Raw genomic sequence first — 23,886 nt, 5'->3', positions numbered from 1 at the left:
ATTGATTATCATTAGATTATTCACTGAGATCCCCGCGATAAACAAGAAAAGCCATATAAAATTTACAAAAATACAGCATGTAGCTAATAAACTGCCAATTATTTGAGGAGAAAGAATTTCTAACAGCCCTCCTGTAAAAAACATAGATAACTGAATAAGAGATCCGTAAACGGAATAATGGAATGAAAAAACTTTACCCATCATATTTTCGTGTGTGTAAGTTTGAAGTAATGTCGTATCAAGTGGAACGAGGATTCCTCCTGCTATGCGCATACAGAATAAAGTAACGATACCGATAATAAGTTGATCGGATAGAATGAATCCGAGAAAGAAAATTCCTTGTAATAATTAGGCTCAACCGAATACTTTTTTCATTTTTTCTTTATTATGAGACATATAAAGATTAACGAGAAGGCTTCCAATCATAAGCCCAATGCCTTGAACTGTATATAAAATTCCAATGTTAGTGTGGAAAATTCTCTCGGCATAGATCGTTAGGAGTAGCTGATAAGCGCCTCCAATAATGCCCCATGAAATGCCGACAAGAATTAATGTTAAAATAATTTTTGTTTGTAATATGTATGTATAACGATCTTTTATATCAGTGAAAAATGTTTCTTATTCCATATTAAACGATATTTTGTTAGTTGAAATCGCAAATAAGAGGGATATAAATTCATACGAAAGTATGAAAAAAACAGCTCAAATATGAGCTGTTTTTCTATAGTTTTTAGTTCATTTGTCAAGGATAGGATATATTAATATCCGTATCCGCCGCCACCCCAACAGCTACATCCGATGATGATTAGAAGGATGAATAGTACGATAAGCAAAGCAAATCCACCGCCGAAACCAGCGCAACTTCCACCATAACTCATATGTTTTCCTCCTTTTTAGTAAGTTAATCTATATGGTTCATGGACTACTATATACAGTATGTTTTTTGTATAGAAAACGAGCCAGTCTCATTTATAATTAGACAAATGCCTGTAGATTCATTAGGATTGTATGTTAGTGATTTGTAAATGAACCTTTACGTGATTCGTAATTTAGGCATAAAAAAATAAAAAATTGTAAAAAAAACCATTTTTTTATTTTTTTATGAGAGAATATGTACTATAATTTTACAAGTAATATTATGGGAAAAGGGAGTTTTAGTATAGAGATGGAGATGGGACAATTACAAAATAAAATAGAAAACAAAAAAAAAGAGTTAATTCAACTTGTTGCGAGACACGGATTGGATCATGATAAAGTTTTGTTATTTAGCCGAGATTTAGATATACTAATTAATAAGTTTATGAATGGAAAAGACAAAGTGCATAAATAAAAAATTTATAGTTTTTTATATTAAGATGTTTCACGAGAAGGAGAGGACAGTAATTGGAACATTTACAGGAAGAATTGTATAAACAAATAAAAGAAGAAAAAGGTACAGTTACAATTTTCTTAAAGAGTGGCGTTAGAATAGTAGGAGAAGTTGTTGGAGTAGATAAATTTACAGTTTTAATATTAGTGGATGGAAAACAACAGCTTATTTATAAGCAGGCTATATCAACAATAATGAAATAAGACACTCTTGTTGAGTGTCTTATTTCATTATTGCTTGCATGCCTCAACATCAATACCGGCAGCAATTAACTTCTTTTCTCCATCTTGTTCAATAATTTTTTGTAATTTAGATAGGAAAGAATCAAAGTTTGTATGCTTTGCTACTTGGAATGTCATTTTATGTTCAATTGGTAACCACGTATCAATATCAGCTTCGTTATGTTGGATTTTCACCTCAAGTTTATCGAGTGCATTAGCAACTTTTGCTTCGTACGTTTCTTTCGCTTCAAACTCCATCCATAAGTCATATAATTCCTCACCGAGAGAACTTGTTAATGTTTGTTTAATATTTAAAATAGCTTCTAGTTCATTTTTTTGTTTTTGTAGTTGTAATTCGTGACTATTCATTGTATCAAAAGCAGGGATATCACCAGCTTCGGCTTCGACTAGGTCGTGAATAATAACCATCTTAAGTAATTTCTCAATATTTACTTTTTGATCCAAATAAGGTTCAACTAAAATAGCCATTAGAGACATACGCCATGTATGTTCGGCAACACTTTCTTGACGTCCGTTAGAAAGCCAGCTATGTCGCATTTCATATTTTAGTTTTTCTGCTAATGCAATGACTTGTAAAATGTTGTGTTCCATCGTGATCCTCCTCATTTATCCATACTATAATTCTAATATAGAAATGAAATGTGTCAATTTCATGAGTATATTGCGATAAATAGATGATAAGCGTATAATACATGTTATATGTGAAAACGTATTATTAAAATAAAAAAATGTTATATAAAAATGGAAAGGAAAGGGCAGAAATATGGGAGAGAAAAATCAAGTATTAGCTAGACCACAAAGAAGAAAAAGGAAGTTTGATATTTCTAGCCCAGTGGGCATTATAGTAGGTTTCATTATAGTGATAGCAGCAATTATGCTTGGCGGCGGTGGAATAAAAGCTTTTAAAAACTTTTTAGATGTTTCATCTATTTTAATTGTCATAGGGGGAACAACAGCGACAATTGTTGTGGCATATCGATTTGGAGAAATAAAAAAATATACGAAAAGCATTTTTACTGTTTTACATAGAAGAGAAGAAGATTTAGAACAGTTAACGGATTTGTTTGTCGATTTTTCGAAAAAGTCTAAAAAGCACGGCTTGCTTTCTTTAGAGGTTGATGGAGAGCAAGTAGACAATCCTTTTATTCAAAAAGGAATTCGATTAATGTTAAGCGGTTACGATGAAGATGAATTAAAAGAAGTGTTACTGAAAGATATTGAAACGGAAGTGTATGAGTTAAGAAAAGGAGCAGCATTATTAGATAAAATTGGTGATTTTGCTCCAGCTTGGGGAATGATTGGTACGTTAATCGGTCTTATCATTATGCTCCAAAACTTACAAGATACATCGCAAATTGGTACAGGGATGGCAGTTGCGATGTTAACGACATTATATGGGTCCGTACTTGCGAATATGATTGCAATCCCTCTTGCGGAAAAAGTATATCGTGGTATTGAAGATTTATATACAGAGAAGAAGTTTGTAATAGAAGCAATTTCAGAATTGTATCGTGGACAAATCCCTTCTAAATTAAAGTTGAAACTGGATACATACGTATACGAAACAAAGGTAAAAAAGGTAAAAGGAGCAGCCTAATATTTCAAGGAGTGGTATGATGAGTAAAGGACCGCAAAAGGGATCGCCTCGTTGGATGACGACTTTTACAGATTTAACAATGTTATTATTAACTTTCTTTGTATTACTAGTTGCTACATCAAAGCAAGATGCAGTAAAATTGTCAAAGATGCTTGAAAAGTTTAGTGATACGGGGCAAGTAGATGCAAAAGTAATGGAAAATACAATACCGGATATTTCACATGAAAAAAATGATGAAAAGATGATCTCAAAAAAGAGAATGGATGAATTATATAAGAAGTTAAAAGCGTATGTAGATAATAACGGTATTAGTCAAGTGAATGTATATCGAGAGGATACAGGGGTAAGCGTCGTTATAGTAGATAATTTAATATTTGATACAGGCGATGCAAACGTTAAGCCCGAAGCGAAAGGGATAATAAGTCAATTAGTTGGATTTTTTCAATCCGTACCTAACCCAATTGTTGTAGAGGGACATACAGATAGTAGACCTATTCATAACGAGAAATTCCCTTCAAATTGGGAGTTATCTTCAGCACGAGCGGCAAATATGATTCACCATTTAATTGAAGTGTATAATGTGGATGATAAAAGGCTAGCTGCGGTAGGATATGCAGACACAAAGCCAATTGTACCAAATGATTCACCGCAAAACTGGGAAAAAAACCGTCGCGTTGTTATTTATATAAAAGAGTAGTATATTATTATTTTAATAATAAAATAATAAAAATACGAAAATTCTTTTAAAAAAATATTAAATTTTATCATTTTATTTTGTATAATGAGTGAGAATGATAAGGTGAAATATTAAGATATATTTATACATAGAAGGAGAGAATTAAAAAGAATGGCACATAAAATTTTAGTAGTAGACGATGCGATGTTTATGCGAACGATGATTAAAAACTTATTAAAAAGTAATGCTGAATTTGAAGTTATTGGCGAAGCAGAGAATGGGGTAGAAGCAATTCAAAAGTATAAAGAACTTCAACCTGATATTGTAACATTAGATATTACTATGCCAGAAATGGATGGGCTTGAAGCATTAAAAGAAATTATTAAAATTGATTCAAGTGCAAAGGTTGTTATTTGTTCTGCAATGGGACAACAAGGTATGGTATTAGATGCAATTAAGGGCGGGGCAAAAGACTTTATTGTAAAGCCATTCCAAGCGGATCGTGTAATTGAAGCTTTAACAAAAGTAGCAAATAGTTAATATAGAAGGGGTGCCACAAGGAATCAAAACAGTGATAGCGGATCGACGTGTGGCCCCCTTTTTTCTCATTGTAAAACACTAAATTGTTATACATAAATGAAATGTTTGTTAGACAGGTAGGGGATAAAAATGCAAACAGATCTATTAAATATATTTTTTGAAGAGTCAGAAGAACATTTACAGTCGCTAAATGAAAATGTGCTAGTGTTAGAACAAAATCCTGCTGATATGGATGTTGTAGGAGAAATATTCCGATCCGCTCATACATTCAAAGGTATGTCTGCGAGCATGGAATTTACAGAAATGGCTGATTTAACGCATAAGATGGAAAATGTGTTAGATGAAATTCGTCATGGAAATATAGTTGTAAATGCGGATATTATTGATGTGATTTTTGAGTGCATTGATAATTTGGAGAAGATGGTTGCAGATGTGCAACAAGGTGGAATGGGCAATATTGATGTAGTCTCAACTAAACAGAAATTAGAAGCATTATTGAACGGCAATGTAGAAACTACTACGGAACGTATAGAGCAAAATCATATAGACAACGATGATGCAGTTTCACATGAAGTGCATATAACAGTTGAACAGCAAGCAATTTTAAAAGCAGTACGTGCCATTATGTGTATTGAAGCATTACAAAATGTGGGGAATATACAAAAAACAGCTCCGAGTATTGAAGAAATTGAAGCAGATGCTTTCGGATTTGAATTTACAGTATTTATGGATACTGATTGTAGTATAGAAGAATTGAAACAAGTAGTACTTCATGTTTCTGAAATTGAGAAAGTGGAAGTAAAGCAAGGAGAACCTATATCGAGGGAAGTAGCTTCTAAAAAAGTCGTTACACAAGAAGTTGTGCAAGTAGAAGAAACGCTACAACCAGCTGTGGCTACGCAGGTAGAATCACCGATAGTGGCAACGAATCAGCCAGCTAAAAGTACTACAAAAACGAAAAATGCTAAAGTGGAGAATCGTTCAATTCGTGTCCAATTAGAGAAAATCGAAAGATTAATGAATATGTTTGAAGAAAGTGTAATTGAACGTGGGCGCATTGATGAATTGGCTCAAACGATTCAAAACAAGGAGCTAATTGAACATTTAAATCGATTAGGCGATATTTCAAAAGATATTCAAAATGTACTATTAAATATGCGTATGGTACCGATTGAAACTGTGTTCAATCGTTTCCCGCGTATGGTACGTATGTTAGCGAAAGATTTAGGGAAAAAAATCGATTTACAAATTACAGGTGAAGATACTGAAGTAGATAAAATTGTTATTGATGAAATCGGTGATCCGCTCGTTCATTTAATTCGAAATGCAATCGATCACGGTGTTGAAACTGTTGAAAAACGACGTGATGCAGGTAAAAATGAGACAGGTACTATTAAATTAGAAGCCTTTCATAGTGGAAATCATGTCGTTATTCAAATTACGGATGATGGAAACGGTATTAATAAAGGGAAAGTATTAGAAAAAGCGATTAAAAATGGCGTTGTAACTGAAGCAGATGCCAATAGATTAACAGATCGTGAAGTGTTTGATCTTATTTTCCAACCAGGATTTAGTACAGCTGAAGTTGTATCAGATCTTTCTGGACGCGGTGTCGGATTAGATGTTGTAAAACATACGATTCATAGTTTAGGTGGACATTTAATCATTGATTCTGAGGAAGGCAAGGGAAGTACATTTAGAATTGAACTTCCGTTAACGTTGTCTATTATTCAATCTATGCTTGTTCAAACGAATGATAAGCGTTATGCTTTACCTCTTGGAAATATCGTTGAAGCAATTCGAATTAAGAAAGAAGACATCCAATCCTTACAAGGAAAAGATGTGTTAAATTATCGTAATCAAATTATTGAAGTGAAACATTTAAGTACTGTATTTGGTGAAAAAACAGTAGATGAGGCGTTTGCGTCATATGATGGTCAAATGGTTCCTGTGTTAATTGTTCGTAATACACATCGCAGCTATGGACTTATTGTAAACACAATTATCGGTCAAAGAGAAATAGTCTTAAAGTCATTAGGTGACTTCTTTGCAGAGAGTTCTAACTATTTCTCTGGTGCGACGATTCTCGGTGATGGACGAGTGGTCCTCATTTTAAACCCAGAAGGTTTATAATAGGAATGAAGGAAAGCTCCCCACTTGTATACAATTGGGGAGCTTTTTGGCTAATCGTTACTAATTTAATAATGGGAATACATACATATTAACGTTTTATATAATAAGTTTGCTAAAATCAAATGAGAGTTTATATTATTTGATAGAAAAACAGAAATGAGGAGGCAGGGAAAATGCCTGAGCAACACACAAAAGGGGATACGAGCACGATTGTGCTAGAAAAAGAAAATGAGCATTTAACGCCTCAAGAATGCGATATTCTTGGCGAAATTGCAAATATATCATTTGGTTCAGCTTCGACTGTATTATCAACAATTTTAAATAGGCAAGTAAGCATTACTGCTCCTCGCATAGAGTTGGTAGATTTATATGATTCAAGAGATGTCGAAGTTCCACATGTTGTATTAAACATTCACTTTACAAAAGGATTAGATATGGAAAACCTTCTTGTCCTTAAGCAAGATGTTGCATTGTCTATTGCTGATTTAATGATGATGGGAACAGGCGAGGTGGAGGACGGAAAAGAACTTGGTGAATTAGAGCTAAGTGCTGTACAAGAAGCGATGAATCAAATGATGGGATTCGCAGCTACATCTATGTCGGAATTCTTCCAAGATACAGTAGATATGTCTCCGCCGACGATTAAAGTTGTAAAGTTATCAGAAGAAATGGAGAAGATCTCTGAAATCGATGGAAATCATACGATTGTTAAAGTGTCGTTTGATTTAAAGATAGATAATCTTGTAAACTCTAAACTTGTACAAATTGTTTCTGTTGAGCATGCGAAACAAATGGTAAATAAATTAATGCAATTATCTGGTGGAGTAGAAGAAAAAGACGAGACAGCAGAAGTAGTGGAAACTGAGATTGTAGAAGAAGTTGAAAAAGAGCATTTAACACAAGAAGAGAAAGATGTGCTTGGTGAAATTGCAAATATTTCAATTGGTTCCGCTTCAACAGTATTGTCAACGCTTTTAAATCAGCCAGTTACAATTAGTACACCAAATGTGGAAGCAATCAATGTTCGTCATTATGATGGAGTACCAGTACCATTTGTTATTTTAAATGTTGACTTTGTTGAAGGGCTAAAGAATGAGAATGTATTCGTATTTACGAAAGATGTCGCCTTAACAATGGTAGATTTAATGATGATGGGAACAGGGGAAGTTGATCCGGAAAAAGAGCTTACTGAATTAGAACTGAGCGGTATTAAAGAAATTATGAACCAAATGATGGGTCATGCTGCTACGGCGATGTCAGAAATGTTCCAAGAAAAAATGGACATGACGCCGCCAAATGTTAAATTTGTAACGTTAAAAGAAGAAATGGAGTATTTGGGAGAGTCAATGGAAGTGGACGAACTCGTTCAAATTACGTTCAATCTTGAAATTGGTGATCTGCTTCAATCGAAAATGTATCAAATTTTGCCGATTTCTGAAGCGAAAGAAATGGTAAGGCGACTTCTGTATCCAATGGTGGAAGAAGAAGAGATTGCCACAGAAGAAATTGAAGAAGAAAAAATTGTAGAACCAGTTGTGCAACCTATTGAATTTAAAGAAGTAAAACAAATGGAGCCAGTATATATGGACACGTCCATTCTACAAAATGTAGAAATGAACGTGAAATTTGTATTTGGAAGTACAGTGAAAACGATTCAAGATATATTAAGTTTACAAGAAAATGAAGCAGTTGTACTAGATGAGGATATTGATGAACCGATTCGTATTTATGTAAATGATGTATTAGTGGCGTATGGTGAACTTGTAAATGTAGATGGATTTTTCGGAGTAAAAGTAACGAAATCATTATAAGGCATTGAAATAGGAGTTTGAACTAGTAGATGAAAAACGTAAAGTTTTTTCTAATGAGTTGGCTATGCATACATGTGTGCTTGTTCTTCCCCTTGCAAAGTCAGGCTGAGGAACAAATTGAGCCAGATCAAAAAATAAATGAAGTGAATGTACAAGAAGAAAAGTCAGAGCAAGTGGAAACGAAACAAGATGAAGAGAAACAAAAAGAAGTAGAACAAAAAGAAGTAAAACAACAAGAAGTAGAACAACAAGAAGTAGTAAATAAACAATTGGGTGAAAGAAAGATAGAAACGGAACAAGGAATTGTTACAGTAAATAAGCCGGAGCTTAAAGTTGGCGAAGAAGTGCGAATTGCTGTAGAACCAAATGGGAAAAACATTCAAAGCATGAAAGGTATATTGCAGTTACAAAAAAATGGCGAGCAATATGCGCAAGAAAGAATGCTATCTTTTGAGTATGATGAAGAAACGAAGAGCTGGGTTGCTAACTATAAAGCAGGGGATTTTGATTTGCAAGGTGATTGGAATCTTCAGCTCTTTCAAAGTTACAAAGAGAATGAGAAAGAAGACCTCATAAAAAATGAATTGAAAGTCCCGCTCATTCGTATTAAAAATGAAACGCCTACTATAGATAAAGAATTGCCAAAGTTACAGGAAGTTACTATTGATGAAGTAAAAGAAAACTTAGTTGAACGAAAACAGGGAGATTCTATACATATACGAGTAAAAGCGTCAGATATAGAATCGGCTGTAAAAGAAGTGCGCGTTACATTAAAAGGGAAAGAAAATAAAGAGCTTTCGTTTTTATTAGACTACAACAAGTATGATATGGATTGGCAAAAAGTATTTGAAATAGCAGAAGAATTGCCAGCTGGGCCATACGAATTACATGTAGAGATAATAGATGCAGCAGGTAATAAACTTGTTGAGGAAAGTGAATATACCATTTCTATTTTGGCGCCAAAAAACGAAGATGACAAAAAGATAGAAGAGAAAGAGAAAGAAGATAAATTAGATAATAAACTAGAAAATGAATTAGAAGATAAGAAAGAAAATGAGAAGCAAGAGGATTTGAAAGTCAAAAACCCGCTTCCAGAAGAAAAATTACCAGTTGTTCAAATTCCGAAGCAAGATGAGAAAGTAAATAAGTTTATAAAAGAACCGTTGAAAGAGAAAGAGGAATTTACTTACGTCATAAAAGAGCCGTTCGAAGACAACAAGGAAGTACATAAGGCGAAGGACCAAAAAGAGAAAAATAACAAACAAGTTGCCTCTAAAAAGAAAGAACAAAAAGAAGAATCAAAAGACAAGAAAGAAGAAAAAGGTGAACAGGGAGTACAAGCTTCGGATGTGTTTACTATCATGTCAGGTTTATTCGTACTGTTTTTAGTTTTAAAGAGTAATAAAGAATGGGGCTAATTATTTCATAGTAGTGGAGGCGCTTAAATGGAGATTAAACGTACGACAATTGAAGATAAGACGCTACAACCATTAAAACAGCCTGCAGCTATTTCGGAGCATGAAATCCAGAAAGAACGAAAGCGTAGCAATTTAGTGTTTACTGGACAGTCTAAAATTATTTCGAAAAATAATGAAATAGGTATTTTACTTGCAAGTTTAAGTGATGGAAAGATTATGAAGGAAATGCTTTCTAAAGAGATGGATACAGTGTTACAACTTTTTAAAAAGCTACATACGTTATCTGGAGAAGGTAAGCAAACAGAAAAAATATTTGAACAAGTAATTAGAAGCCTACAAGGGCTTGTTAAGCAGGCGCATATAAAAGACCTTCCTTTGTTAGATGGAACATATGATTTCGCTGAAGTACAACTATCATTTGGTAGAAAAGTACATATTCCGTTACTAGATGTGAGCGCACTTATTTCTAGAGTGGAAAGTGATTCTTCAGAAGGAAATATAAATTTGATGGTAACGGTTATTACTGCTTATATAACGAAATTGTCTAACGAAACAATTTTAATTAGCGTTACAGACCGCATTGCTAAAGATCGGGATGTAAGTGTATGGAGAGCGCTTGCGGAAATGAACATGACACAATTATCACAGGCATTGAAACAAACGATGCAAGAACATAAATGGTCTATGACGTTTCTTTTTCTCTTCATATGGATTGTCGGTATTATTTTAATTCGAGTTATGTAAAAAGGTCGTCACTCCATTGTGACGACCTTTTTTATATTTTTTCGTAGAAGAATGTATCAAATCGCTGAAGATTGTAACGCTCGGGTGTTAAAATTTGTTCCGTACTACCAACAAATAGTACACCGCCTTTTCGTAAAGAACGACTAAATTTTTCGTAAAGTTTTACTCTTGCTTCTTCTGTGAAATATATCATTACGTTGCGACAAATAATCAAATCATAATTTGTATCGAACGACTGCATTAAAAGGTCATGTTGTTTAAACGAGACGTTTTGTTTAATGTTTTGATGCAATGAATATAGATCATTCTCTTTTGTGAAATGACGTTCTTTCAAATCATTAGGTAATTCCTTTAACGAACGTTCTGTATATTGACCGCGTTTTGCAGTTTCTAAAATATGAAAATCAAGATCTGTTGCTTGAATTTCAAAACGAAATGGAGCTAGATGCTTTGATAAAATTAAAGAAAGTGTATACGGTTCTTCACCAGCAGCGCAAGCGGCACTCCATACCTTTAATTTTCCGCTATTTTGTTCGAGTAATTTAGGTAGTGCTTTCGACTCTAAAGTTTGCCATCGTTCTTTATTTCTAAAAAACTCTGAAACGTTAATTGTAATATAGTCAATAAAATTTAAAAATAAATTTTGATCAGCACGTAATTTGTTTAAAAAATTAGTGTAGTTTTCAAAGCCTTTTCTCGAAATGAAAGCATCGATTCTACGGCGCATTCTATCTTGCTTATACGAAGCGATATCCATATTGAATTGTTGTTTAAAACTCGCGATAAAATGATCATAATCTTGTTCAATTATCATATTTACAATGGGCACAATAATGATATTGTGCCGCCCCCTTTACATCATACGAATTTTTTGTTCAAAGCTTTTTTTCATTTGCTTTTCATGTAATCCTGGTAAATCATAAATGACAGCATCAATACCTGCTTCTTTTGCAACATCGACAGGGATGACAGATGTATGTTTGTCCCCATTATAAAAACAGAGAACTAAATCAGTGTCTTCAATAATTTGTTTAACAAAAAACATATAATCTGATCGGTAAATGGAGTCGGAAGGATGATCGAAAGCAACATATTCGGCTCCGTGTTTTTTTAAGTAATCAACGACTTCTTGAAATTCATCTGTTATTGCTTGCAATGGTTGCAGCGTGTAAAGGCATAAATTTTGAGCGAGTCTTTCATTCTCAACGAAAAAACGAAGAACCTCATTTTCAATAGATTTATAACATAATATGTAAATTTTATGTTTGTGAGCATAGTCAGTTAAAAATTTTTTGATTTCTTCTTGATCTAATGCTGTTAATTGATTTGAACCACAAAGGAAAATATTCATAGAATTGTGCCACCTCATGCTAAATTGTAACATATCTTTTATAAAAAATAACTGCAAAATATTACTGTTCAGAGTATAATTATAAATAACTGGATTTTACGATTAAGTTTAGGAAGAAATAAAAAAATAAATAGGTGATATATATGCTACGTTCTATCTCGCATAATCCAATTTTATCGCATATACCGCCTGCTACTCAAATGCCGAAAGATGCAAATGTCAGGACAGGACTTGCATTTTCGGATAATTTGCATGCAGATCCGAAAAAAGATAAATTACTAGAACAAATGGAAGCGTTTGTCGATAATATTGGAGAAATTAAAGAAAAAATTGAAATGGAATTAACGCTTGATAATGTAATGGAATACAAAAATACAGTAAAATCATTTTTGAATTTTTACGTTGATAATGTATTGCAGTATAAAGATGTCATGTCTCGTCACCCACGTTATGGATATTCACAGAAAATGACGATTGTGAAACAGGCAGAAATGGGATTGAATGAATTAGAAGATGTTATGAATTTAATTAATACGAAAACAGGACATTTAGAAATGTTAAATCAAATTGGAGAAATCCATGGTTTAATTGTGAATTTAGTCTTGTAAAAGGAAGGAAGCTATATGTACATACAATTATATGAAAAGCTCGTTATTATACAAAAGGCGTATGAAAATATTCAAGCGCTTGGAGAGCAAATATATGAGAATTTAAAAAATAAAGATATAAATGCAGTTCAAAAGTTACAAGTAGAACAATTGCAGTACATTGATGGTTTAAAAGGACTATCTAGCTCATTCGAAGAAATGGTTGTTCAGTTTTGTAAAGAAAAAGATGTTGAAGCATCTCGTGTAAGTGCATTATTTTCGTATTTTTCTCAAGAAGAAATTGAAAAAATGGAAGAATTACAAAAAAACGTAACTGAATTAGAAGAGAATGTAAAAATGATTCTTTTGAAAAATCAATATTACTTAAACGTACTATTAAAAACTACAGAAAGTATTGTGGATTCTGTTTCTGAATATAATTTAGAGCGAAACAATAATTCGCAAATCTTTATGAATGAACTATTGTAAAGGGGAAGTGAAGCTTTATGAGATTATCTGATTATAATACACCGCTATCAGGGATGCTAGCGGCTCAAATGGGATTACAAACAACGAAACAAAACTTATCTAACATTCATACACCGGGTTATGTGCGTCAAATGGTGAATTACGGATCTGTTGGAGCAAGTAATGGTCATACGCCAGAACAGAGAATTGGTTACGGTGTACAAACGCTAGGTGTTGACCGTATTACTGATGAGGTAAAGACGAAGCAGTTTAATGATCAATTATCTCAGCTCTCTTACTATAACTATATGAATTCGACTTTATCACGTGTAGAGTCTATGGTTGGAACGACAGGAAAGAATTCATTATCTAGTTTAATGGACGGTTTCTTTAATGCCTTTCGTGAAGTGGCAAAAAATCCAGAACAACCAAACTACTACGATACATTAATTTCTGAAACTGGGAAGTTCACAAGTCAAGTAAATCGTCTTGCGAAAAACTTAGATACAGTGGAAGCGCAGACGGCAGAAGATATTGAAGCGCATGTTAATGAATTTAATCGTCTTGCTGCTAGTTTAGCAGAAGCGAATCATAAAATTGGACAAGCGGGTACACAAGTACCGAATCAACTTTTAGATGAGCGAGATCGCATCGTTACAGAGATGTCTAAGTATGCAAACATCGAAGTATCTTATGAATCTATGAATCCTAATATCGCGAGCGTTAGAATGAATGGTATTTTAACAGTAAATGGGCAAGATACATATCCACTTCAATTAAATAAAGAAAAAGACCCAATGTCAGTTGAGATTTACGGTTCAGAAATCTCTGTAACTAGCGGAGCAATAAAATCAGCGATTGATACGAAAGCGAAAATTGTTGATTATAAAAAAAATCTTGAAGACTTAATGAGTTCAGTGAAAAGTCAAGTGAATACAGTAATGGGAAAAGATTTCTTCGTTGGAGATTATGCGAAGGATATGAAGTTAAATCCAGAATTCCAAAAAGATATTTCGAAAATGAAAATATCTGCTGAAACAGCAAATAAACTAGCAGCAATTACAGATGGAGATTATAAAGAAGGTCTTTCTTATAAAGCAGCATTAGACCAATTTATAGTTCGTGTTGCATCTGATAAAAGTGCAGTGAATGGTTATCAAAAAATTCATGGGGACTTATTAGAAGGCATTCAGCAAGAAAAAATGAGCGTCGAAGGGGTAAATATGGAAGAGGAAATGGTAAATTTAATGGCCTTCCAAAAATACTTCGTGGCAAACTCTAAAGCTATTACTACGATGAATGAAGTGTTTGATAGTCTATTTTCGATTATTCGATAAGTGATAATAATTGATTGAAAATATATAAGGAGGAGATAGAAATGAGAGTATCAACATTTCAAAATGCAAGCTGGGCAAAGAATCAGTTAATGGATTTGAACGTGCAACAGCAATATCATCGAAATCAAGTAACTTCAGGGAAGAAAAACCTTCTTATGAGTGAAGATCCACTTGCGGCAAGTAAGTCATTTGCGATTCAACATTCATTGGCGAATATGGAGCAAATGCAAAAAGATATAGCGGATTCGAAAAATGTATTAACACAAACTGAGAATACTTTACAAGGTATTTTTAAATCTTTAACGAGAGCAGATCAATTAACGGTACAGGCATTAAATGAGCCAAATGGTGAAAAAGAATTGAAAGCCATTGGTGCAGAGATTGATCAAATTTTAAAACAAGTTGTATATTTAGCAAATACGAAAGAGCAAGGCCGTTATATTTTCGGTGGTGATAGTGCGGAGAAGCAACCATTTACAGAAGATGGTACATATCAAGGTGGAAAAGATGATGTGAATTGGCAACTAAATGACGGTTATGAATTAAAAGCGTTTCGTAACGGAGAAGCATTATTATCTCCGGTTATAAAAACGTTAAAACAGATGAGCGAAGCGATGCAAAAAGGTGATCAAAAAGCGTTACAACCGTTATTAGGAGAAAATAAGACAAACTTAGATGGCATCATTAACCGTACAACTGAAGTTGGTTCAACAATGAATACAATGGAGACGTTTAAAACAATTTTAAGCGAGCAAAACTTAGCGCTTCAAGAAAACCGTAAAGAAATTGAGGATGTTGATTTAGCGGTCGCAATTTCTGACTTAGCATATATAAATGCAACGTATGAAGCGACGCTTAAAGCTGTTAGTACGATGAGTAAAACGAGCATCTTAGATTATATGTAAATAATAAGGAGTGATAAATATGGCAGGAACGATGACAGGCATTGGTGGTAGACAACAGATTTGGAATCTTGGAAATAATATGATCGATACTTCTCACTTCGTTGAATTAGAAATGAATGCGTTAGATATGAAAAAGACACCGTATACGAAAGAAAAGAACGACCTTACAAATGATAAATTATTATATACAAGTTTGAAATCAGAATTTAGCTCTTTCACGCAAACTTTTAAAAACTTAGCGGCTTTTAAAGGGAATGAGAAAAAAGTAACAACATCACAAGACGGTTATATTAATGTAAAAGCTGATGGTGGTGCAATTGCAGGAACTTTTAATATGACAATTACACAGCTCGCGCAACGTCATCAAATAGCTTCTAATGAAATTAAAGATATAAATGCAAAGCTTCCTAAAGATGAAACATTAAAACTAGGCGGTAAAGAATTAAAAGTAACAACAGATATGACATATAAAGATTTAATTAATAAGATTAATGATGGAGATTATGGCGTATCAGCTTATACACTTGGAAATAAAATTTTCATGACCTCGAAAAAAGAGGGAACAGATGGACAGATTAAGTTTGAGGCGAACACATCTACGCTATTTCAAGATATTGGTTTAGCTAACGCGGATGGCAAAGCGCTCAATACAATCAATGAAGCACAAAATGCTAAATATAGTATTAATGGTATTACAGATGAAAGTTCTACTAATACAATTGAAGCTCTTCCTGGTGTAAAAATTGAGTTGTTAAAGGTAACTGAGCCGAAAGTAGAAGGAGCGCCAGATGCTGGTACAACAACAGATCCCAAAACAAAAGGTATAGACCTAAAATTTACAGTAAATGACTCAAACGTAACAGATGCATCGAATGTTATTAAAAAAATGGTAGCTGATTATAATAAAGCTGTTTCTACAGTAGATATCTTTGCTGGAAAAGGTGGAGCTTTCCAAGGTCAAGCTATTATGCAAAGTGTACGTCAAGCGATGAACAATGTCGTAACATTTTCTCAAGATGGTAATTATTTATTCACATTTGGTATTCAATTAAAGCAAGATGGAACGATGGAAATTGATGACGAAAAGTTAACGAAAGCATTAAAAGAGAAGCCAGATGCAGCGAAGCAATTTTTCTTTAGTTCTAACGGTTTAGGAAAAATGATGGAAGAACCGCTTGATAAACTATTCGGTGATAAAGGCGTAGTCGGCGAGAGAGTTAAAAACATTGATTCACGTGTAAGTGATTTAGATAAAAAGATTAAAGATATTGAGACGCAAAACTTGCAAAAGCAAGATGAAATTGTGAAGAAGTATCAAAAGCTAGAAAGTACATTGGCGGCGCTTGATAGCCAACTAAAAACAATTAAAGCAATGACAAAACAAAAAAGTGATGATTAATGAAAGTTGAGGAAGTGATCATATGCAAGCATGGCAACGTTATATGCAAAATGATATTATGACGAGTAATCCGATTAAAAATACAATTTTTATTTATGAAAGGTGTATTGTAGAGTTTCGTAATTTAGAAGAACTTTTACATACTTTTAACTTACAAGAAGGGGACGCACTTCTTGAAAAGTTAGAACGTATTTTTGAAGAATTAAAACTTCAATTGAATCCTGAAATTACGAAAGATTTATATGATAGCTTATATGGTTTATACGATTGGATTAGCATTCAAATTCAAACGATGAAAGTAACGCGTGAAGCGAAAGATATTGATGCAATTGTGAAAGTGTTACAAGATTTAATAGACGGTTACCGCGGAGCACTTGAAAATGAACAATGATATTTATCGGACGTTTGTCAGCTGTTTTAATGAAATCGGTGAATTGCAAGTGTCAGACAGAGAGTTTGCTGAGAAGAGTGAGATGTTAAATCGCTGGATGATGACATTGGATGAAGAAACGCGTACGCAAGTTGCAGCAGAAGTAAGCCCGTTCATTATTAAGGCAGCACAGCATATTCGGGATAAGCAAAAGATTTTGGAAGAAATGATTATGACAAATGATGGACGAATGAAGGCTAATTCATTTTACGGTAAATATTAATAATAACGTTTGGAAACAGATTCCCCTTTTAAAAGGGGGTCTATTCCTTCGTTTACATAAAGAACTCCGCTGATTGAGGTTTCATTTTATGACTGTGATGAAAAATAATAGTAATCTAAATAATAGAAAAATGGACTTTAGTTTATAGTTCATATATTGAAATGTTGTATAGATTACTGTGTGTATACAGTTTTTTGCATTCTTTTTTATATTTTTGTATTTTTCTAAAGACAACAATGGAAAAATGGAATAAAATATGTAGGGGTACATAAAAGTAAATATTTTAATAAATGCATATAAGAAAATAAATAATGAAGTGAAACTTCTATCAGTGGATTATTAATTTAGAAAAGAAAGGGTGTGGAATATGCCAGATTTAGTGAGTGATGTAAGCCATTATATGAATTATTTAGTGACGAAACGAAATACTGTTTCTAGTAATATTGCAAATGCAAATACACCTGGCTATAAAGCACAAGATGTAACATTTGCTGAGCAGATGAATAAAAGTAGTGCATTATATAAAAACAATGCGGCTGATTTAAAGAGTAATCCAGATTTATATCAAACGAATGAAATGCACTTGCCGACAGTAAATACGAAAAATACATATGCAAAGATTCAAACAAAATCAATGCAAACGAATAAAGACGGAAATAGTGTGGATGTAACGACAGAAATGCTAGATTTAATGAAAACAAATCAGTTATACGGTATTTCAATTAACGCAATTAATACACAATATGCAATTAACCAAGCGGCACGCGGACGTTAAAGGTAGAAGGAGAGACAACGGATGTTTCAGGCAATAAATGCAAGTGGCTCAGGGCTAACGACAGCGAGAAAGTGGATGGAAGTTACTTCTAACAATATTGTAAATGCAAATACGACGGCGGCTCCGGGGACAGATTTATATGAGCGTCGTAGTGTGGTGCTAGAATCAAACAATAGTTTTGCAAGTATGTTAGATGGGGCTCCTACTAACGGAGTAAAGATAAAAAGTATTGAAGCAGACAAAACGGAAAATTTAGTGTATGATCCGACGCATCCGCACGCAAATGAAGAAGGATATGTACGTTATCCAAATATTGATGTAACTGCTGAAATGACGAATGTTATGGTTGCTCAAAAAATGTATGAAGCAAATACGAGTGTATTAAATGCGAATAAAAAAATGCTTGATAAAGATTTAGAAATCGGCCGAGGATAAGGGGGAAGATAGTAATATGAAAATCCAACCAATGTTACATACACAACCATTTGGAGCAATTCAGTCAATTGGTGCACCGAAAACTTCTCAAACATCTGTAGTTGAGGGGAAAAAGTTTATTGATTTATTGGAAGATATGAATCAAACGCAAAACAATGCGCAAACAGCAGTATATGATTTACTAACTAAAGGGGTAGGAGAAACACATGACGTTTTAATTCAGCAAAAGAAAGCTGAGTCTCAAATGAAAACAGCTGCTCTCGTACGTGATAATCTTATTGAAAATTATAAGTCACTAATTAATATGCAAATTTAGGAAAGTGGACGGGTGTGTTTAAATGGAAAAGATGAAAAATGTTATCCGATCGTTAAAAACGTGGCATAAGTTAGTAATTGGTGCTGCGCTTTTAGCGATTGTAACAGGAGCACTTTTATACTTCACCTTGCCAGATAAATATGTTGTTGTATATCAAAATTTAAATGATACAGATAAACAAGAGATTACAGCAGAATTATCGAAGTTAGGTGTCGATTATCAATTAGCGACCGATGGTTCGATTCGTGTGCAAAAGAATGATGCTCCATGGGTTCGAAAAGAAATGAATGGGATGGGCTTACCGTTTAATTCTAAAAGCGGTGAGGAAATTTTATTAGAAAGCTCGCTCGGTTCAAGTGAGCAAGATAAAAAAATGAAGCAAATTGTCGGTACGAAGAAGCAATTGGAGCAAGATATTGTAAGAAACTTTGCGACAGTTGAAACGGCAAATGTTCAAATTACATTGCCTGAAAAAGAGACAATTTTTGATGAAGAAAAAGCAAAAGGAACAGCGGCGATTACAATTGGGGTGAAGCGTGGCCAATTGTTAACAGCTGATCAAGTTGCAGGTATACAGCAAATGATAAGTGCAGCAGTTCCTGGTGTAAAGGCAGAAGAAGTAAGCGTTATTGATAGTAAAAAAGGTGTTATCTCAAAAGGGACAGATGAAGCACATTCTAGTAGTTCTTCTTCTTATGAGAAAGAAGTAGAGATGCAGCACCAACTTGAAGGTAAATTAAAACAAGATATTGATGCAACGTTAATGACGATGTTTAAACCGAATGAATATAAAGTGAATACGAAAGTATCTGTAAACTACGATGAAGTTACACGTCAGTCAGAGAAATATGGTGATAAAGGTGTACTTCGTAGTAAACAAGAGCAAGAGGAAAGCTCTACTGCGCAAGAAGGGGCAGATCCGAAGCAAGGTGCTGGTATTACAGCGAACGGTGAAGTGCCAAACTACGGTACGAACAATAATCAAAATGGTAAAGTTGTCTATGATAATAAAAATGGTAACAAAATCGAAAACTATGAAATAGATAAAACAGTTGAAACAATTAAGAAACACCCAGAATTAACGAAAACAAATGTTGTTGTATGGGTAGATAATGATACGCTAGTAAAACGTAGAATGGATATGACAACTTTTAAAGAAGCAATCGGAACAGCGGCAGGACTTCAAGCTGATCCGAACGGTAACTTTATAAATGGTCAAGTTAACGTTGTAACTGTTCAGTTCGATCAGCCGAAAGTCGAAAAAGAGAAAGAGCCAGAAAAAAGTGGCATGAACTGGTGGTTATTCGGTGGAATTACAGCTGGCTTATTAGCGATCGGTGGTCTAGTATGGTTCTTATTAGCAAGACGTAAGAGAAAGAAAGAAGAAGAAGAGGAATATGAAGAATACTTAGCAGAAGATGAAGTTGCTGCAAGTAATGAAAGTATCTTGGAAATTCCTGAAGAAAAAATAGTGCCAGAGCCAAAACCTGAACCAGAAGAACCGAAAGAACCAACGTTAGATGAACAAGTGCAGGATGCTACGAAAGAACATGTAGAAGGTACTGCAAAAGTAATTAAAAAATGGCTAAACGGACAGTAAGGGAGGAACAACGATGTTAGATGAAATCTCCTCCAAAGAAAAAGCTGCCATCCTTATTCGTACATTAGAAGAAGGGGTGGCAGCAAAAGTCATTGAATATATGACAGCTGAGGAAAAAGAAGTATTACTTCGTGAAATCGCGAAGTTTCGTGTATATAAACCAGAAACGTTAGAAAATGTACTGGGAGAGTTCTTATATGAACTAAATGTAAAAGAATTGAACTTAGTCACTCCAGATAAAGAATACATTCGTCGCATATTTAAAAACATGCCAGAAGACGAACTGGAAAAATTATTGGAAGACCTTTGGTATAACAAAGATAATCCATTTGAATTCTTAAATTCACTTACAGATTTAGAGCCACTTCTTACAGTGCTTAATGATGAATCACCACAAACAATTGCAATTATCGCTTCTTATATTAAACCGCAGCTTGCTTCTCAATTAATTGAGAGATTGCCAGATCATAAACGAGTAGAGACGGTAATGGGTATTGCGAAGTTAGAACAAGTTGATGGTGAATTAATTAATCAAATTGGTGAGTTGTTAAAATCGAAATTAAATAATATGGCATTCAGTGCAATTAATAAAACTGATGGCTTGAAAACAATCGTAAACATTTTAAATAATGTTTCACGTGGTGTTGAAAAAACAGTCTTTCAAAAGCTGGATGAAGTCGATTATGAGTTATCTGAGAAAATTAAAGAAAATATGTTTGTCTTTGAAGACTTACTTGGTCTTGAAGATCTTGCGCTTCGCCGTGTATTAGAAGAAATTACAGATAACGGTGTTCTTGCGAAAGCACTTAAAATTGCAAAAGAAGAAATTAAAGAGAAACTATTTACATGTATGTCTTCAAACCGTAAAGAGATGATTCTAGAAGAATTAGATGGCTTAGGACCGCTTAAGATGACGGATGCTGAAAAAGCACAGCAAACGATCACTGGTACAGTGAAAAAGCTAGAGAAAGAAGGAAGAATTATCGTTCAAAGAGGTGAAGAGGATGTCCTTATTTAAAAACAGAATTCCGAAGAATTCTGTTTCTTTTTCTGAAGAAACGTATGAATTACAATTTCCAAAACCAGCTTCAGTTCAAATAGAAGAGGAAGAATTACAAGCTGATCATGCAGAGCTTCGCGCCCAGCAAGAGTCATTACATATGGAAATGAATCAGCTAAGGCAAGAGAAGCAAATGCTAGAACGAGAGCGGCAGCAGTTATTACAAGATAAAGAACAATTTCAAATGCATATTCATGAACAAATGGAACAGATGGAAGCAGCGCGTGTGCAGTTTCAAAAAGAACAACAAGAAACAGCATATGAATGGACAGAGTTATTATGGGATCAATCTTTTCATCTAGCAGAAAAAATCGTGAATCAAGCGGTAGATTCACGATCGCTTGATGTGTTACCTATTTTAACTGGCATCGTGCAAACATTGCCAACTTCATTTGAAAAATTAATCATTACAGTACATCCAGAAACGTTTGAACGTATTCAAGAAGAGAAGGAAAATACGAAAGAATATTGGTTACTACAATTAGTAGAATGGAAATATGATTTCTCCTTGCAGTTTGGTGAATTTGTTCTGGAAGAAGAGAAAGAGTTCTTTGAATTTAAATTTGCACCTATATTTGCGAAACTTCGTCAGAAATGGGAAGAAGAGAAGTTATTTGAGGAGCAAAATGTATGAGCCGTCTGTTAATGAATGAGAACGAAAAATGGAATAAGTTCATTGAAACACCACTGTATACGAAAGTAGGCAAAGTTCATAGTGTACAAGAACAGTTTTTCGTAGCAAAAGGGCCGAAAGCGAAGATTGGAGATGTTTGCTTCGTTGGAGAACATAAGGTCTTATGTGAAGTGATTGCCATTGAAAAAGAAAATAATATGCTACTTCCATTTGAACAGACAGAAAAAGTATGTTATGGAGATTCAGTGACTTTAATTTCAGAAGATGTTGTTGTACCACGTGGTAATCACTTACTCGGAAAAGTGTTAAGTGCAAATGGTGAAGTATTAAATGAGGAAGCTGAAAACATTCCATTACAGAAAATAAAACTAGATGCACCGCCTATACATGCATTTGAACGTGAAGAGATTACCGATGTATTTGAAACAGGAATAAAATCAATTGATTCTATGCTAACAATTGGTATCGGTCAAAAGATTGGTATTTTTGCTGGGTCAGGTGTTGGTAAATCTACTTTACTTGGAATGATAGCAAAAAATGCAAAAGCTGATATAAACGTTATTAGTTTAGTAGGAGAACGTGGCCGGGAAGTAAAAGACTTTATTCGAAAAGAGTTAGGCGAGGAAGGGATGCGAAAAAGCGTCGTTGTTGTAGCGACGTCAGATGAAAGTCACCTTATGCAACTTCGTGCAGCGAAACTCGCAACGTCTATTGCTGAATACTTCCGTGATCAAGGCAATAACGTATTACTTATGATGGACTCTGTTACTCGTTTTGCCGATGCCCGTAGAAGCGTGGATATTGCTGTAAAAGAGCTACCGATTGGTGGTAAAACACTGTTAATGGAAAGTTATATGAAGAAGCTGTTAGAGCGGTCCGGAAAAACGCAAAAGGGATCTATAACAGGTATTTATACGGTGCTTGTTGATGGGGACGATTTAAATGGTCCTGTACCAGATTTAGCACGTGGTATTTTAGATGGACATATTGTATTAAAGCGTGAGCTTGCAACGCTTAGTCATTACCCTGCAATTTCAGTATTAGATTCAGTAAGTAGGATTATGGAAGAAATCGTGTCGCCACATCATTGGCAACTTGCAAATGAAATGAGGAAAATTTTATCAATTTATAAAGAAAATGAATTGTATTTTAAGTTAGGAACGATTCAAGAAAATGAAGAAAATGCTTATATTTTTGAATGTAAAAATAAAGTAGAAGGCATAAATACATTTTTAAAGCAAGGCCGATCGGATAGTTTCCAATTTGATGATATCGTTGAAGCGATACACCATATAGTATAAGGCCTCTGCCCAAGAGGTCTTATTTTTTTGTTTTTTAATATTTCACAGATTTTTTTGGAAAAAAACTATATAATAGAAAAAGAGAACGTTATAATAGGAAGGGGCTATGAAAACAGGTGGATAAACAGCAGTACGACACAATAAAATTGCAAATAAATCAAGAAAAAGAACATATTTTAAAAGAAGTGTATGAATTAACAGCTGAAAAAAGAAAAATAGAACAAAAAAAAGAATATGATTTATATGTTGTGAAATCGCGTAGTAAAGTCGTACAAACTGGGCAACGTATTATGGCTGGCATGCTTTCTTCACATACGTTTTCACCTGAAAGAATAGAAGAATGGAATCGAAAAATTAAAAAAACAGAAGATTTTATTCAAAAAAATGAAAGCCTTTTAGAGCAAGTAAAAGAAAAAGAACGTGTCATTGATGAGATGTATCAAGAAGATTGCAAAAAGCTTGCGAAAGCACAAGAAAAGCTGGAAGAAAAAATGCTTCTGGATTTGAAAATGTGTATGAATGGATGAGGTGAATG

28 protein-coding genes and 1 pseudogene are annotated in these 23,886 nt (G+C 34.0%); 24 read left to right on the top strand and 5 right to left on the bottom strand.

The annotated features are described in order from the left end of the window. Positions 1–30 precede the first annotated feature (30 nt). Both N2V92_RS26685 and N2V92_RS26680 read right to left on the bottom strand, forming a co-directional pair. A pseudogene (locus tag N2V92_RS26685) lies at positions 31–618 on the bottom strand (MFS transporter); the annotation flags it as partial. 140 nt (positions 619–758) lie between these two features. After that, on the bottom strand, positions 759–878 hold the full coding sequence (locus N2V92_RS26680) for a YjcZ family sporulation protein (RefSeq protein WP_000120179.1): 120 nt from the start codon (positions 876–878) through the stop codon (positions 759–761). 233 nt (positions 879–1,111) lie between these two features. On the opposite strand from N2V92_RS26680, the gene N2V92_RS26675 reads away from it, so the two are divergent. Continuing rightward, on the top strand, positions 1,112–1,330 hold the full coding sequence (locus N2V92_RS26675; protein ID WP_000291690.1) for an aspartyl-phosphate phosphatase Spo0E family protein: 219 nt from the start codon (positions 1,112–1,114) through the stop codon (positions 1,328–1,330). 53 nt (positions 1,331–1,383) lie between these two features. After that, complete coding sequence (gene hfq / locus N2V92_RS26670; RefSeq protein WP_000400665.1) at positions 1,384–1,572, top strand: RNA chaperone Hfq; 189 nt, start codon at positions 1,384–1,386, stop codon at positions 1,570–1,572. Positions 1,573–1,599: 27 nt separating this feature from the next. On the opposite strand, the gene N2V92_RS26665 is transcribed toward hfq, so the two are convergent. Then, positions 1,600–2,202, bottom strand: a complete 603-nt coding sequence (locus tag N2V92_RS26665) for an HD domain-containing protein (RefSeq protein WP_000400770.1) — start codon at positions 2,200–2,202, stop codon at positions 1,600–1,602. A 172-nt stretch (positions 2,203–2,374) separates the two neighbouring features. Between N2V92_RS26665 and N2V92_RS26660 the strand changes: the two genes are divergently transcribed. From N2V92_RS26660 to N2V92_RS26630, 7 genes are all read left to right on the top strand, one after another. Next, a complete protein-coding gene (locus N2V92_RS26660; RefSeq protein ID WP_000504191.1) occupies positions 2,375–3,208 on the top strand; it encodes a flagellar motor protein MotP in 834 nt (277 codons plus the stop codon). A 19-nt stretch (positions 3,209–3,227) separates the two neighbouring features. Then, positions 3,228–3,905, top strand: coding sequence for an OmpA family protein (locus N2V92_RS26655; RefSeq protein WP_000033627.1), 678 nt, complete (start codon positions 3,228–3,230; stop codon positions 3,903–3,905). A 150-nt stretch (positions 3,906–4,055) separates the two neighbouring features. After that, positions 4,056–4,424, top strand: a complete 369-nt coding sequence (locus tag N2V92_RS26650) for a response regulator (RefSeq protein WP_000940568.1) — start codon at positions 4,056–4,058, stop codon at positions 4,422–4,424. Between the two features lie 129 nt (positions 4,425–4,553). Beyond that, positions 4,554–6,557, top strand: a complete 2,004-nt coding sequence (locus tag N2V92_RS26645) for a chemotaxis protein CheA (protein ID WP_016077916.1) — start codon at positions 4,554–4,556, stop codon at positions 6,555–6,557. A gap of 173 nt (positions 6,558–6,730) precedes the next feature. Continuing rightward, a complete protein-coding gene (locus tag N2V92_RS26640) occupies positions 6,731–8,368 on the top strand; it encodes a flagellar motor switch protein (RefSeq protein ID WP_001115006.1) in 1,638 nt (545 codons plus the stop codon). A gap of 29 nt (positions 8,369–8,397) precedes the next feature. Then, positions 8,398–9,786, top strand: coding sequence for a hypothetical protein (locus tag N2V92_RS26635; RefSeq protein WP_016077915.1), 1,389 nt, complete (start codon positions 8,398–8,400; stop codon positions 9,784–9,786). Positions 9,787–9,813: 27 nt separating this feature from the next. Beyond that, positions 9,814–10,530, top strand: a complete 717-nt coding sequence (locus tag N2V92_RS26630) for a hypothetical protein (protein ID WP_000403964.1) — start codon at positions 9,814–9,816, stop codon at positions 10,528–10,530. Between the two features lie 31 nt (positions 10,531–10,561). Here N2V92_RS26630 and cheR read toward each other — a convergent pair whose 3' ends face one another. Both cheR and N2V92_RS26620 read right to left on the bottom strand, forming a co-directional pair. Then, a complete protein-coding gene (cheR, locus tag N2V92_RS26625; RefSeq protein WP_000582876.1) occupies positions 10,562–11,344 on the bottom strand; it encodes a protein-glutamate O-methyltransferase CheR in 783 nt (260 codons plus the stop codon). Between the two features lie 39 nt (positions 11,345–11,383). Continuing rightward, positions 11,384–11,881, bottom strand: a complete 498-nt coding sequence (locus tag N2V92_RS26620; protein ID WP_001020110.1) for a flagellar motor switch protein FliG — start codon at positions 11,879–11,881, stop codon at positions 11,384–11,386. Between the two features lie 143 nt (positions 11,882–12,024). Between N2V92_RS26620 and N2V92_RS26615 the strand changes: the two genes are divergently transcribed. The 15 genes from N2V92_RS26615 to N2V92_RS26545 all read left to right on the top strand — a co-directional run bounded on the left by N2V92_RS26615 (position 12,025) and on the right by N2V92_RS26545 (position 23,878). Further along, entirely contained in the window at positions 12,025–12,489 is a 465-nt protein-coding gene (locus N2V92_RS26615; RefSeq protein ID WP_000946318.1) for a YaaR family protein, read from the top strand. 15 nt (positions 12,490–12,504) lie between these two features. After that, positions 12,505–12,957, top strand: coding sequence for a flagellar export chaperone FlgN (gene flgN / locus N2V92_RS26610; RefSeq protein WP_000275875.1), 453 nt, complete (start codon positions 12,505–12,507; stop codon positions 12,955–12,957). Between the two features lie 17 nt (positions 12,958–12,974). After that, positions 12,975–14,273, top strand: coding sequence for a flagellar hook-associated protein FlgK (gene flgK / locus N2V92_RS26605; RefSeq protein WP_016077913.1), 1,299 nt, complete (start codon positions 12,975–12,977; stop codon positions 14,271–14,273). 41 nt (positions 14,274–14,314) lie between these two features. Then, positions 14,315–15,178 (top strand): flagellar hook-associated protein 3, encoded by an 864-nt coding sequence (locus tag N2V92_RS26600; protein WP_016077912.1) that lies wholly within the window; start codon positions 14,315–14,317, stop codon positions 15,176–15,178. A gap of 19 nt (positions 15,179–15,197) precedes the next feature. Beyond that, positions 15,198–16,577, top strand: a complete 1,380-nt coding sequence (locus tag N2V92_RS26595) for a flagellar hook-associated protein 2 (protein ID WP_016077911.1) — start codon at positions 15,198–15,200, stop codon at positions 16,575–16,577. A gap of 22 nt (positions 16,578–16,599) precedes the next feature. Then, complete coding sequence (locus N2V92_RS26590) at positions 16,600–16,968, top strand: flagellar export chaperone FliS (protein ID WP_016077910.1); 369 nt, start codon at positions 16,600–16,602, stop codon at positions 16,966–16,968. Beyond that, a complete protein-coding gene (locus N2V92_RS26585; RefSeq protein WP_001058090.1) occupies positions 16,958–17,230 on the top strand; it encodes a hypothetical protein in 273 nt (90 codons plus the stop codon). Before N2V92_RS26590 ends, N2V92_RS26585 begins: the two co-directional genes overlap by 11 nt. A gap of 367 nt (positions 17,231–17,597) precedes the next feature. Then, on the top strand, positions 17,598–18,005 hold the full coding sequence (gene flgB, locus N2V92_RS26580; protein ID WP_016077909.1) for a flagellar basal body rod protein FlgB: 408 nt from the start codon (positions 17,598–17,600) through the stop codon (positions 18,003–18,005). 21 nt (positions 18,006–18,026) lie between these two features. Continuing rightward, positions 18,027–18,440 carry a flagellar basal body rod protein FlgC gene (flgC, locus tag N2V92_RS26575; RefSeq protein WP_000484685.1) on the top strand — a complete coding sequence of 138 codons (414 nt, stop codon included), beginning with the start codon at positions 18,027–18,029 and terminating at the stop codon, positions 18,438–18,440. 16 nt (positions 18,441–18,456) lie between these two features. After that, entirely contained in the window at positions 18,457–18,756 is a 300-nt protein-coding gene (gene fliE, locus N2V92_RS26570) for a flagellar hook-basal body complex protein FliE (RefSeq protein WP_000701672.1), read from the top strand. Between the two features lie 22 nt (positions 18,757–18,778). Beyond that, the gene (gene fliF / locus N2V92_RS26565) at positions 18,779–20,356 is read left to right on the top strand and encodes a flagellar basal-body MS-ring/collar protein FliF (RefSeq protein ID WP_042597514.1); all 1,578 of its coding nucleotides are present in this window, start codon (positions 18,779–18,781) and stop codon (positions 20,354–20,356) included. A 13-nt stretch (positions 20,357–20,369) separates the two neighbouring features. Beyond that, positions 20,370–21,374 (top strand): flagellar motor switch protein FliG, encoded by a 1,005-nt coding sequence (gene fliG, locus N2V92_RS26560; RefSeq protein WP_000883364.1) that lies wholly within the window; start codon positions 20,370–20,372, stop codon positions 21,372–21,374. After that, positions 21,361–22,050 carry a FliH/SctL family protein gene (locus N2V92_RS26555; RefSeq protein WP_016082179.1) on the top strand — a complete coding sequence of 230 codons (690 nt, stop codon included), beginning with the start codon at positions 21,361–21,363 and terminating at the stop codon, positions 22,048–22,050. Before fliG ends, N2V92_RS26555 begins: the two co-directional genes overlap by 14 nt. Continuing rightward, a complete protein-coding gene (fliI, locus tag N2V92_RS26550) occupies positions 22,047–23,351 on the top strand; it encodes a flagellar protein export ATPase FliI (RefSeq protein WP_016077906.1) in 1,305 nt (434 codons plus the stop codon). Before N2V92_RS26555 ends, fliI begins: the two co-directional genes overlap by 4 nt. A gap of 116 nt (positions 23,352–23,467) precedes the next feature. After that, positions 23,468–23,878 carry a hypothetical protein gene (locus N2V92_RS26545; protein ID WP_042597517.1) on the top strand — a complete coding sequence of 137 codons (411 nt, stop codon included), beginning with the start codon at positions 23,468–23,470 and terminating at the stop codon, positions 23,876–23,878. Positions 23,879–23,886 lie beyond the last annotated feature (8 nt).

This window comes from Bacillus sp. CH_48 (assembly GCF_038008465.1).
GTDB lineage: Bacteria > Bacillota > Bacilli > Bacillales > Bacillaceae_G > Bacillus_A > Bacillus_A thuringiensis_S.
Note: the sequence above shows the minus strand (reverse complement) of the source record. Positions and strands in the feature narration are given on the sequence as shown.